Source organism: Proteus columbae (genome assembly GCF_009914335.1).
In the GTDB taxonomy this organism is placed as follows: Bacteria; Pseudomonadota; Gammaproteobacteria; order Enterobacterales; family Enterobacteriaceae; genus Proteus.
In genome coordinates, this window is the sequence record NZ_CP043925.1 from 1,233,046 (window position 1) to 1,245,928 (window position 12,883).

At 38.0% G+C, this 12,883-nt stretch carries 11 protein-coding genes; 2 read left to right on the top strand and 9 right to left on the bottom strand.

The window, feature by feature from the left end; genetic code table 11:
• Positions 1 to 105: 105 nt before the first annotated feature.
• Positions 106 to 1,686: a TerC family protein gene (locus tag F1325_RS05695; RefSeq protein ID WP_109373472.1), complete on the bottom strand. Its 1,581-nt coding sequence runs from the start codon at positions 1,684 to 1,686 to the stop codon at positions 106 to 108.
• 244 nt (positions 1,687 to 1,930) lie between these two features.
• Between F1325_RS05695 and gndA the strand changes: the two genes are divergently transcribed.
• On the top strand, positions 1,931 to 3,337 hold the full coding sequence (gene gndA / locus F1325_RS05700) for an NADP-dependent phosphogluconate dehydrogenase (RefSeq protein WP_023581264.1): 1,407 nt from the start codon (positions 1,931 to 1,933) through the stop codon (positions 3,335 to 3,337).
• A gap of 114 nt (positions 3,338 to 3,451) precedes the next feature.
• On the opposite strand, the gene F1325_RS05705 is transcribed toward gndA, so the two are convergent.
• From F1325_RS05705 to F1325_RS05715, 3 genes are all read right to left on the bottom strand, one after another.
• Complete coding sequence (locus F1325_RS05705; protein WP_109373473.1) at positions 3,452 to 4,804, bottom strand: dicarboxylate/amino acid:cation symporter; 1,353 nt, start codon at positions 4,802 to 4,804, stop codon at positions 3,452 to 3,454.
• Positions 4,805 to 5,238: 434 nt separating this feature from the next.
• Positions 5,239 to 6,588, bottom strand: coding sequence for a dicarboxylate/amino acid:cation symporter (locus tag F1325_RS05710; protein WP_109373474.1), 1,350 nt, complete (start codon positions 6,586 to 6,588; stop codon positions 5,239 to 5,241).
• Between the two features lie 432 nt (positions 6,589 to 7,020).
• Positions 7,021 to 7,518, bottom strand: a complete 498-nt coding sequence (locus F1325_RS05715; protein WP_160230100.1) for a YbaK/prolyl-tRNA synthetase associated domain-containing protein — start codon at positions 7,516 to 7,518, stop codon at positions 7,021 to 7,023.
• Between the two features lie 314 nt (positions 7,519 to 7,832).
• Between F1325_RS05715 and yiaY the strand changes: the two genes are divergently transcribed.
• Positions 7,833 to 8,984 (top strand): L-threonine dehydrogenase, encoded by a 1,152-nt coding sequence (gene yiaY, locus F1325_RS05720; protein WP_160230101.1) that lies wholly within the window; start codon positions 7,833 to 7,835, stop codon positions 8,982 to 8,984.
• 110 nt (positions 8,985 to 9,094) lie between these two features.
• On the opposite strand, the gene hisIE is transcribed toward yiaY, so the two are convergent.
• From hisIE to hisB, 5 genes are read right to left on the bottom strand one after another with little or no spacing between them, the layout of a single operon-like run.
• A complete protein-coding gene (gene hisIE, locus F1325_RS05725; RefSeq protein WP_162558383.1) occupies positions 9,095 to 9,712 on the bottom strand; it encodes a bifunctional phosphoribosyl-AMP cyclohydrolase/phosphoribosyl-ATP diphosphatase HisIE in 618 nt (205 codons plus the stop codon).
• On the bottom strand, positions 9,712 to 10,485 hold the full coding sequence (gene hisF, locus F1325_RS05730) for an imidazole glycerol phosphate synthase subunit HisF (RefSeq protein WP_109373478.1): 774 nt from the start codon (positions 10,483 to 10,485) through the stop codon (positions 9,712 to 9,714). Before hisF ends, hisIE begins: the two co-directional genes overlap by 1 nt.
• Entirely contained in the window at positions 10,467 to 11,204 is a 738-nt protein-coding gene (gene hisA / locus F1325_RS05735) for a 1-(5-phosphoribosyl)-5-[(5-phosphoribosylamino)methylideneamino]imidazole-4-carboxamide isomerase (RefSeq protein WP_109373479.1), read from the bottom strand. The genes hisF and hisA overlap by 19 nt, the downstream gene beginning before the upstream one ends.
• 6 nt (positions 11,205 to 11,210) lie before the next feature.
• Positions 11,211 to 11,801 (bottom strand): imidazole glycerol phosphate synthase subunit HisH, encoded by a 591-nt coding sequence (gene hisH, locus F1325_RS05740; RefSeq protein ID WP_109373480.1) that lies wholly within the window; start codon positions 11,799 to 11,801, stop codon positions 11,211 to 11,213.
• Positions 11,801 to 12,868 carry a bifunctional histidinol-phosphatase/imidazoleglycerol-phosphate dehydratase HisB gene (gene hisB / locus F1325_RS05745; protein WP_160230102.1) on the bottom strand — a complete coding sequence of 356 codons (1,068 nt, stop codon included), beginning with the start codon at positions 12,866 to 12,868 and terminating at the stop codon, positions 11,801 to 11,803. The genes hisH and hisB overlap by 1 nt, the downstream gene beginning before the upstream one ends.
• Positions 12,869 to 12,883 lie beyond the last annotated feature (15 nt).

Genomic DNA, 12,883 nt, shown 5'->3' on the forward strand with positions numbered 1-12,883 from the left:
TTATTGGCGGGCTTTGTGTGAAAACAAAGCCCGTTTTTTATGGTACATAAAATGCAGATAAAAAATATCCGCCTTAAAGGCGGATATTTTGCTATTTGACAGGGACTACGCTTCGTCAACGTTTTCTTCGTCTTCTGGTGTAGGTTCAACAATTCGAACTTTATTAATTCTATGGTTGTTCACTTCTAACGGCTCAAATTCAATGCCATCAATAAGGATTTTCTCACCAACAGTTGGAACACGTTGTAAATGCTCCATTAATAAGCCTGCTAAGGTTTCATACTCACGTTTTTCATCCAGTTTGATTGGAATATAAAGCACTAAGTCTTCAAGTGGTGTAAAACCGTTTACAGTCCATGAACCGTCTTCGTTTTGAACCAAGTCATGACGTGAATCGTTTTCTTCAGAACTGACAGGTAAGTTACCTGCAATAGTTTCCATAACGTCAGTCAGCGTCACGATCCCTTCTACTGAACCAAATTCATCTACAACAAAAGCGAAGTGAGTGTGAGCACTGCGGAACTGTTCTAACGCTTGCAATAAAGATAAACCTTCAGGGAAAATCAAAGGTTGAGTGACCAATAAACGTAAGTTTAGAGGTTCATTACGCAACTGTTGATTCAGTAGTTGAATAACATTAACAACACCGACAGGTTCATCACCAGATTGTTCATCGGTGATCACTAGGCGAGAGTGAGGATCCTTTTCCAATAATTGGCGAATATCATCTTGTGTTGCATTTAAGTCTACGTATTCAACATCATGGCGAGACGTCATGATACTGTTAACATTACGTTGGCTTAAACCAAGCACACGTACAATCATTTGGCGTTCTTGAGGATCAAACACTTCTTCTGAACTGGAGACTAAATCAGATGTGTGAGGATCTAATTCAGAAGATTCAGGTTTACCATTAATAATACGTAGAACCGCTTCTGCTGTACGTTCACGCAAAGAGCGAGAAGCCGATAAGAAACGGCGACGGTTAAATTGTGCAAGCTGATTAAAGACTTCTATCATGATAGAGAAGCCAATCGCTGCATATAGGTAACCTTTTGGAATGGCGTAGCCAAAGCCTTCGGCAACTAATGCAAAACCAATCATCAGCAAGAAGCTTAAACACAAGATAACAATAGTTGGGTGGTTATTGACGAAATTTGTTAGAGGCTTACTTGCAAGGATCATCAAGAACATTGCAATAGTAACAGCCGCAATCATAACACCTAAATGATCAACCATACCCACAGCGGTTATCACTGAGTCAAGCGAGAATACCGCATCCAGCACGATAATTTGTGCAACGACAGACCAAAAGCTGGTCGTTTTGCGTTGTTTCCCTTCGTTGTGATCTTTACCTTCTAGCCGTTCATTAAGCTCCATTGTGGCTTTGAACAGCAAGAATATCCCTCCGAGAAGCATGATCAAGTCTCTTGCACTGAAAGGATGATCAAACAGTGTAATAAGAGGTTTTGTCAGAGTGATAAGCCAAGAGAGACTAAATAACAACACAATTCGCATAACAAGGGCACACAATAAACCTGTTATACGTGCTTTATCTCTTAGTTTTGCTGGGAGTTTATCTGCCAGAATAGCAATGAAAACAAGGTTATCAATACCAAGTACGATTTCGAGAACAATTAAGGTGGAGAGTCCTACCCAGATTGTCGGATCTAAGATCCATTCCATACAGTTTGTTTTACCTTCTATAAAGACGGCATATGCCGACTTGAGAATAATGAGCAATTTGAAGGAATTTTTCAATAAATTATTATTAGTAACAGGGGAATAATTTCATTTTGTCTAAAAGATTGTGATACCAATTACATCAATAACTACCACCAAGTGAGAGAGTGAGTTACTATGTGATCAGGTTAACAAATTGTCAGTACATTGATACTGGCAGGTTTATTTTCAGACGGGAGTTATTTTCATGTCCAAACAGCAAATCGGCGTGGTTGGTATGGCAGTTATGGGACGTAACCTTGCGCTAAATATTGAAAGCCGTGGTTATTCTGTATCTATTTACAACCGCTCAAGCGATAAAACTAACGAAGTTATCGCTGAAAATCCAGGTAAAAAACTGGTTCCGAATTATTCTATTGAAGAGTTTGTTGATTCGTTAGAAAAACCGCGCCGTATTTTATTAATGGTAAAAGCGGGTGAAGCAACGGATAAAACAATTGCTGCATTGACACCGCATTTAGATAAAGGCGATATCCTTATCGATGGCGGAAATACTTTCTTTAAAGATACTATTCGTCGTAACCGTGAATTATCAGCGCAAGGCTTTAACTTCATTGGTACAGGTGTTTCTGGTGGTGAAGAAGGTGCATTAAAAGGCCCTTCAATCATGCCTGGCGGACAAAAAGAAGCTTACGAATTAGTTGCTCCTATCCTTGAAAAAATTGCGGCTGTTGCTGAAGGTGAACCTTGTGTAACTTATATCGGTGCTGATGGTGCGGGTCACTATGTGAAAATGGTTCATAACGGTATCGAATATGGCGATATGCAGCTAATTGCAGAAGCGTATTCAGTATTAAAACATTCACTAGGCCTAACTAATGAAGAATTAGCAGAAACCTTCACCGAGTGGAATAAAGGCGAATTAAGCAGCTATCTAATTGAAATTACAGCTGATATCTTCCGTAAGAAAGATGACGAAGGTAAATATCTTGTAGATGTTATTCTTGATGAAGCGGCAAATAAAGGTACAGGTAAATGGACTAGCCAAAGTTCTTTAGACTTAGGTGTGCCAGTTACTCTTATTACTGAGTCTGTGTTTGCTCGTTATATCTCTTCATTAAAAGATCAACGCGTTGCTGCATCTAAAGTATTATCAGGCCCAACACCTAAAGCATTCTCAGGTGATAAAAAAGCCTTTATTGAAAATGTTCGCCGTGCACTGTATTTAGGTAAAATTGTCTCTTATGCTCAAGGCTTCCAACAACTGAAAGCAGCATCAGACGAATATAACTGGGATTTAAATTACGGTGAAATAGCGAAGATTTTCCGTGCGGGTTGTATCATCCGTGCTCAATTCCTGCAAAAAATTACAGATGCCTATAACGAAGATGCAAGTATTGCAAATCTGCTGTTAGCACCATACTTTAAACAAATCGCTGACGATTACCAACAAGCTCTGCGTGATGTTGTTTGTTATGGCGTACAAGCAGGTATTCCTACTCCAACATTCTCTGCGGCTATTTCTTACTACGATAGCTATCGTGCAGAAGTGTTACCAGCAAACTTAATCCAAGCTCAACGTGACTACTTTGGTGCGCATACTTATAAACGTACTGATAAAGATGGCGTATTCCATACCGAGTGGATGGAATAAATAAGATTAAATATTCGGTTATTTTAATCGAAATATAACAAATAAAAGGTGCTCAAATAGAGCACCTTTTTTATAGATGTGACCCGCCCTAAATAAGGTTGAGACTTTTCCAATCTATTGCTCAGAGACTTTCACATAATGAGGTTCTTCATTTACATTATCAGAGACTAAATTATCATTAGCAAAGTCTTCTCTGGATATTTTGCCACTAAAAATATCATTCATTCTCTCTTTATCAAGTGCATTTTCCCAACGAGCGACAACAATGCAAGCACAAGCATTACCGACAATATTGGTCAATGCACGGCATTCTGACATAAAGCGATCTATACCTAAGATAAGCGCCATACCTGCGACTGGAACACTAGGTACAACCGATAGCGTTGCTGCTAAGGTAATAAAGCCCGCGCCAGTGACACCCGCTGCACCTTTTGAGCTGATCATGGCAACAAACAGTAACGTAATTTGTTCTGTTAACGACAAATCAACGCCTGTTGCTTGAGCGATAAATAAAGCCGCCATAGTCATATAGATATTGGTGCCATCTAAATTAAAGGAATAACCTGTAGGAATAACTAAACCCACGACAGATTTTTTACAGCCCAGTTGCTCCATTTTACTCATTAATGTGGGTAGTGCGGCTTCAGATGAAGAGGTACCTAATACTAACCATAACTCGTCTTTAATGTATTTAATTAAAGAGAGAATGGAGAAGCCGTTATATTTGGCAACAGCACCTAATACCACGAGTACAAAAAGTAATGCAGTAAGGTAAAAAGTAATCACTAACAACATTAAATTGCCAATAGAAGAAATACCATATTTACCTATGGTAAACGCCATGGCACCAAAGGCACCAATAGGTGCTAACTTCATTAGCATACCAACCATCTTAAAGATGGGGTCGCAAAGATGCTGTAAGAATTTTAATACAGGTTCACCCTGTGAGCCTATTGATGCTAATGCTAGACCAAAAATCACAGAAACAAACAATACTTGCAAGATATTGCCGTTAACTAATGGGCTAACGATAGTATCTGGGATGATATTCATTAGAAAACTAACAAGAGAAGAGCTGTGTGCTTGTGTGACATACATTTCTACTCGGCTACTATCTAATGATTCAGGAGAGATATTTAAACCATCACCAGGGCGAATAATATTAGCGGTTATTAATCCAATAATCAGCGCAATAGTTGAAAAAGTTAAGAAGTAAATCATTGATTTACCTGCTACTTTTCCTACTGTTTTCATATTGTTCATGCCAGCAATACCGGTGACGACTGTTAAGAAAATCACAGGTGCAATAATCATTTTGACGATTTTGATAAAACCATCACCTAGCGGTTTGAAGGATTCACCCACATCAGGATAAAAATGACCAAGCAAAATACCTAGAATGATAGCGATAATCACTTGGACATATAACACACGATAAAAGGGGAGCTTGCGGGATGAAATCTGCATAAAAATTCCCTGTAACTGAAAGATATTGACTAAATAAAAAAGAAATTATGATGTAAATTATTATTTACATTTATTTTGTTGTGACAGGTAACTTAAAGGTATGAGTAAATCAGGTCAATAAAATAAAGTTGATTTTATCAAATATTGTGCTCTTCATCTAAAAAATTAGATTTAATTTCAGTTTATTGCTATTTGTGGAATTTATTTTTCTTAAATCAATAAGTTAATGAAATTATATTTTGTTTTAATTTATTGTATTTATTTAACAATATGTGTATTTGGCTTTGTTTTTTAGTGAATAAAATGATTTAAATGTAAAAAATATGAAAGGTAAGTAGTGAGAAAAGAGATTGGATGTAATGCTTTGTTTTTATTTAATTATTTTAAAAAAAAGAGCGCATAAGCGCTCTTTTATGGATTATAGAAAATGATTTTTATTTTACTGGGATCTTAATTGAGTTATCAGACTCAATATTAATAGGAGCTAATGGAGCATCTTCAACAAATTCGCTTGATGCTCTACCACTAAAGACATCATTCATTCTTTCTTTATCTAAGGCATTTTCCCAACGAGCAACAACGATACAGGCACAAGCATTACCAACAAGATTGGTCAATGCGCGACACTCTGACATAAAGCGGTCAATCCCTAGAATTAATGCCATACCTGCAACGGGAACACTAGGTACAACGGATAAGGTTGCCGCTAAAGTAATAAAGCCAGCACCAGTAACACCCGCAGCACCTTTTGAACTTATCATTGCGACTAAGAGTAGAGTGATTTGTTCTGTTAATGAAAGCTCAATACCTGTGGCTTGTGCAATAAATAGAGCCGCCATGGTCATATAGATATTAGTACCATCTAAGTTAAAGGAGTAACCCGTTGGAATAACTAAGCCGACGACTGATTTTTTACAGCCTACATTTTCCATTTTACGCATTAAGCTAGGTAAAGCTGCTTCTGAAGAAGAAGTACCTAATACTAACCAAAGTTCATCTTTAATATATTTAATTAAAGAGAGAATAGAGAAGCCATTATATTTTGCAACAGCGCCTAACACGACAAGAACAAACAATAATGAAGTAATGTAGAAAGTCAGAACAAGCAATACTAAGTTACTGATTGATGAAATACCGTACTTTCCGATGGTAAAGGCCATGGCACCAAAAGCGCCGATAGGTGCTAATTTCATTAGCATACCGACCATTTTGAATACTGGTTCTGAGAAGTTTTGTAAGAACTTAAGAACTGGCTCGCCACGAGTCCCTATAGAGGCTAGTGCGATACCAAAGACCACAGAAACAAACAGTACTTGCAGAATATTGCCGTTAACTAATGGGCTGACAACAGTATCAGGGATGATATTCATTAAGAAACCAACAATAGAAGAATCATGGGCTTTTGCGACATAACTTTCTACTTTGCTCGCATCTAATGAAGCAGGAGAGATATTTAAACCATCACCTGGGCGAATAACATTTGCAACGATTAACCCAATAATTAATGCAATGGTAGAGAAAGTCAGGAAGTAAGCCATGGATTTACCCGCAACTGTACCTACCGCTTTCATATTATTCATACCTGCAATACCAGTGACGACTGTTAAAAAGATAACAGGTGCGATGATCATTTTTACAATTTTGATAAATCCATCACCAAGTGGTTTAAAGGATTCACCCACATCAGGGTAAAAATGCCCGAGCAAGATACCAAGTAAGATGGCAACGATAACTTGCACATAAAGCACTTTATAAAGCGGTTGTTTTTTAGTTGAAGTTTGCATGAAGATTTCCCTGCACCTATTGGTACATTGTTTATATATTTATTTGTATGTTAGAAAATAACTGAGTTGTAAATAGGATTTTACATTATTGTATTTTTATTGATGCTAACTTAAATGTACTACTAAATCAGGTCAATAAAATAAAATCTATTTAGTTAATTATTGAGTGCTGAATCGAAAAAAATAATTTAAATTTTCTACTTAGTACATTTTATAGTGTTATAGGTAAGGTAATGTGGAATTTATGGGATTTATTCTGAATTTTTGATTATTTTTAGTGTTAAGTGCTAACTGTGCATTGGATTAGATTATCTAATATTACTTTTAAGTGTGTAAATAAATACATACAGCAAGAATTGTTATCATGTTAACAATTACCCTTGGCTAAATTTATCTCTAGGGTAATTGTTAAATATAAGTTGGCTGTTTTTATTATTCGTTTTCTTCATCACGAATAAAAGAGATTAATTCAGGTTGTGCAATGCGTTTGTAATCTTGCGTATTCAGAATAATAGAACGCTCTAATGTGCCTGCATTAAAAGCTAACTCATTAAAGCGTTCAAAAAGCAAAGGGTCAGCGACAAGCTTCAATGCAGGGTGAAAACTAAAAGGGGGAATTGCACCAAATACGCATTGGGTAAGATCATCCACTTCTTTAGGGCTTGCCAGCGATGCTCTTGTTCCACCAATTTGGTGAGCGAGTTTTGACAGATCAGCTTGTTTATCGGCGGGTAATATTGCAAGAACATGTTGTTTAACGCCGTTACCTTTTATATGGCAAACAAGTCCTTTTGCTCCCTGTCCTAATTGTGTTCCTCTGATTTTTGCAACTTCTTCAGAACGACCTGCGGTAGGGTGTTCCATAACACGGTAAGTGGCGTGGTTTTTATCTAATAAAGCAGTAAGTTGCTCAAAAATAGTCAAAGACATCAATGACTCCTGAATTTAATAAGTTATTTCTTTGATGTCATTATACGACTTTAAAAAAAATATTCTGCTGTGATGTTCACGGCTGGTTTTGATTATTTTGATAAGCTTTTCAAATTATTTTGTTACAAATGATAATATGTTAATAGTATTATCCTATTGAATTAATAGGGTAATTGGGCTTCTTTATTTAATTACCTGTAATAAAATGATAAACAAATTGATATTTATTCATTATTTTGATGATGATCAATTTAAGAATAAAAAGAATAGAACATATTAAAACGTAGATTTAATTACTAAAAAGGAAGTCAATAATGGCAGTTTCAACATTCTATATCCCTTCTGTAAATAAAATTGGTGCTGGTTGCCTTGCTGATGCTGTAAGTTCAATGAAAGACTTCGGTTTTCATAAAGCGTTGATCGTCACTGATAGCATTTTAAATCAACTAGGTGTTGTTGATAAAGTAAGTAAATTACTGACAGAGGCTGGTATTTCTAGCGTTACTTATGATGGTACTGCACCGAACCCTACTGTTGAAAACGTAGAAGCGGGTTTAGCTCTGCTGAAAGAACATCAATGTGACTGTGTGATTTCTTTAGGTGGTGGTTCACCACATGATTGTGCTAAAGGTATCGCGTTAGTGGCTTCTAATGGTGGAAAAATTGCAGATTATGAAGGTGTTGACCGTTCAGCTAAACCGCAATTACCACTGATTTCAATTAATACCACAGCAGGAACAGCATCAGAAATGACACGTTTTTGTATCATCACAGATACTGCGCGTCATATCAAAATGGCTATCGTTGATAAAAACGTGACACCAATCTTATCTGTAAATGATTCAGAGTTAATGATTGGTATGCCAAAAGGTTTAACCGCTGCAACAGGTATGGATGCATTAACTCATGCTGTTGAAGCGTATGTTTCAATTGCTGCAAATCCAATCACTGATGCGTGTGCATTAAAAGCCGTTGCTATGATCAGCGAATCTTTACGTAAAGTTGTTGATAATGGTGGTGATGCAACAGCGCGTGAAAACATGGCTTACGCACAGTTCTTGGCAGGTATGGCATTTAATAACGCTTCTTTAGGTTATGTACATGCTATGGCTCACCAATTAGGTGGTTTCTATAACTTACCTCATGGTGTGTGTAATGCGGTTTTATTACCACATGTTCAAGCTTATAACATTCAAGCAGCAGCAGGTCGTTTAAAAGATATCGCACAAGCTATGGGTGTTGATGTTTCTGCAATGAGCGATGAGCAAGGCGCGAAAGCGTGTATCGAAGAAATTCGTAAAATGGCTAAAGATGTTGGTATTCCAGCAGGTCTGAAAGAATTAGGCGTGAAAGAAGAAGATTTCAAAACATTAGCTGAAAATGCGCTGAAAGACGCTTGTGCAATCACTAACCCAGTTCAGGGTTCTGAAAGTGATGTTATCGAGTTATTCCGCCAAGCAATGTAATGCTTAGAAAATAAAAAGCTAATTAAGCTATTACTTTTAATTTTTCTTAAAAATGAAGCCGATACTTTATTTTGTATCGGCTTTTTTCATCTTTATTAAGGTGATATTAATTACTCTGCTTTTTTATGGCGTTCTTGTAGGCAACCGATAACATCAGTGAGTGATAATGATTGGTCTTGCAGTAATACCATTAAGTGATAGAGCAAGTCTGAGGCTTCATTTTTTAGCTCTTCTCTGTCATTAACAGTTGCGGCCAGCGCTGTTTCTACACCTTCTTCGCCCACTTTTTGCGCTATTCGTTTTGTACCACTGGCATAAAGGCGGGCAGTATAAGAGCTATCTGGTGAGGCATTTTTACGTTCACGTAATAAATTTTCAAGCTCGTAGAGGAATCCCCACTGGCTTTGTGCAGGCGCAAAGCAACTCTCAGTACCATTATGGCAAGTTGGACCAATCGGATTGGCTAAAATAAGTAAAGTATCGTTATCACAGTCAGGATAAATATTGACTAATTTGAGAAAGTTGCCTGAGGTTTCACCTTTTGCCCATAAACGCTGTTTAGTGCGTGAATAGAAGGTAACATTTCCACTTTCTAGAGTGACATTTAATGCTTCTTTGTTCATGTAACCTAGCATTAATACATCACCTGAAATGGCATTTTGGATAACCACAGGCATGAGATTATCGACTTTTTTCCAATCTAGTTGCGCTACTGTTTCACTATTCATTATATTCTTACCTTAACGTCATTCTTTGCAAGATACTGTTTTAATTCGTTGATATTAATTATTTGTTTATGAAAAACAGAGGCTGCAAGAGCGCCATCAACATTGGCTAATTTAAATGCATCAAGAAAGTGTGACATTTCACCCGCACCGCCAGAGGCAATAAGAGGAACATCTGCAACTTGGCGTACTTGAGCTAATTGTTTCAAGTCATAACCTTGTCTGACACCATCTTGATTCATCATATTTAAAACAATTTCACCTGCACCTAATCGCTGAACTTCACGTACCCAATCAAGGGTTTTCCAGTGTGTTTGCTGAGTACGTTTTTCATCACCTGTGAATTGATAAACTAAATATTCGCCTGTTTTTTCGTCGAACCATGTATCAATACCCACAACAACACATTGCACACCATAACGTTCAGCAAGGCGCGAAATAAGAGAGGGATCTGAAAGTGCAGGTGAATTAATTGATATTTTATCTGCACCAAAAGAGAGAATTTTCCCAGCATCTTCAATAGAGCGAATACCACCAGCAACACAAAATGGAATATCAATCACTTCAGCAACGCGCGATACCCAGCTTTTATCAACCACACGACCATCAGAAGAGGCGGTAATATCGTAAAATACCAGTTCATCAGCGCCTTCTTTGGCATAGCGTTCAGCAAGAGGGACAATATCACCAATGATTTCATGATTACGAAATTGAACACCTTTAACGACCTGTCCATCACGAACATCAAGACAAGGTATTATGCGTTTTGCCAACATGATATCGCCTCTTTTAATGTAAATTTGCCTTCTAATAATGCTCTACCAACAATAATACCGGCAACACCTGATGCTGGAAGATCTGCGATATCTTGTAAATCACCAATACCGCCCGAAGCTTGGAATAAAATATCAGGGAAACGCTGGCTAATTTCTTTATACAGTTCAACGTTAGAACCTGCTAATGTGCCATCACGAGAAATGTCGGTACACAACACATGTTTTAATCCCACACTTTGATAAAGCTTGATGATCTCTTCAAGAGTATAAGGGGAGTTCTCTTGCCAACCACTGACAGCTACCCACTTTTTGCCTTGTTTATCAATGCGAACATCAAGGGCTAACACAATGGCATTTGCACCATAGCGCTCAAACCATGTTTTCACCATTTCAGGCTGGCTAACTGCGGTAGAGCCAATAACAACACGGCTTGCACCTGCTTCTAATAGCGATTTCACATCATCTTCAGTGCGAATACCACCACCGACTTGTACAGGGACATTGACACAAGCAACAAGTTCTTTTAACAGTGGAATTTGGCGAGCAGACGGATCTTTTGCACCCGTTAAATCCACTAGGTGAAGTAGCTTTGCGCCATCTTTTTCATATTGTTGGTAGCGTGTCAGCGGATTATCATCATAATCACGCTGTTTTGCATAATCACCCTGATGAAGACGAACTACTTTCCCATCAATTAAATCTAATGCTGGAATAATCATAACGGATTACATCTCCAAAAAATTCTTGATAAGTTGAGCGCCCGCTTTACCTGAACGTTCTGGGTGAAATTGCACTCCATAAAAATTATCTTTTTGAATTGCGCTACTAAAGCGAGAGCCGTATTCAGTTTCAGCAATCGTCGATTCATTGAGCGCTAGAGCGTAGCTATGAACAAAATAGAACCAAGCATTGTCATCAAGTGAACGAAAAAGAGGATGTCCTGGTTTTGCTAATACTTGATTCCAACCCATATGAGGCAATGGTAAACCCGCTGTATCAAGCTTATCTATGGTGCCATCAACTAAACCTAATAAAGGAATATCTTTACCTTCCTCGCTTAGTGAAGCCAATATTTGCATACCTAAACAAATACCTAAAACTGGTTGTGTTAAGGCTTTAATTAAAGGAATTAGCTCACGAGCTTTGAGCTGTTCCATTGCTGCTCTCGCTGTTCCTACTCCGGGTAAAAAGAGTTTATCTGCGGATAACACCACGTTTTTTTCATAGGACACAATTGGATCATAACCGAGTCGCTTAACAGCGTAAGCGACAGAGGCTAAATTGGCACAACCCGTATCAAGAATAACCACTTTCATCACAGAACACCTTTTGAGCTTGGTAACGTATTTCCTTCAACACGAATGGCTTGGCGCAATGTACGACCAAAGACTTTAAATAAGCTTTCAGCTTTGTGGTGATCGTTTTTACCTTTCGATTTCAGGTGCAACGTGCAACCCATGGTGTAGGAGAGGGAACGGAAAAAGTGTTCAATCATCTCTGTACTTAAATCACCGACGCGTTGATATTTAAATTCGGCTTTGTACTCAAGGTGTGGACGACCAGAAATATCTAACGCACAACTTGCAAGGCACTCATCCATTGGTAATGTAAAACCAAAGCGAGCAATACCTCGTTTATCACCTAATGCTTCACGTAATGCTTCACCCAAAGCAAGACCGGTATCTTCCACAGTGTGGTGATCATCAATAACTAAATCACCTTTTACATTGATATTCATGCGAAAACCGCCGTGTGTGGCAATTTGATCAAGCATGTGATCAAAGAAACCAACACCAGTGCTGATCTGACTATCACCTTCGCGATCTAGCCAGATATCAATGGCGATTTGTGTCTCTTTTGTTTTTCGCTCAACGTGAGCGTAGCGATCTTTTTTCGTCAGTTGTTCTGTAATGACCGCCCAATTGAGTTTATCGGCATTATAAAGCATGCCTTTGATACCCATATTTTCAGCTAGCTGAATATCAGTTTGTCTATCGCCAATAACATAACTTTTATCTTTATCTAGTGCGCCATCAACTAAATATTGGGTGACAAGCCCTGTTTCTGGTTTGCGACAAGGGCAGTTGTCTTCAGGTTTATGAGGGCAAATTAAAACATCATCAAATGTGATCCCTTGTGATGAAAAAATCTGCATCATTAAATTATGAGGAGGATCGAAATCTGCTTGAGGAAAACTTTCTGTGCCTAATCCATCCTGATTTGTGATCATAATGAGTTTATAACCTGCTTTTTGTAGCGCAGTCAGTGCGGGGATCACGCCGTTTTCAAAGGCAAGTTTATCGAGTCTATCAACTTGGTAATCTGTGGGCGGTTCCGTGATTAAAGTACCATCACGGTCGATAAAAAGAATTTTTTGGCTCATGGTTGAGATCCCTCA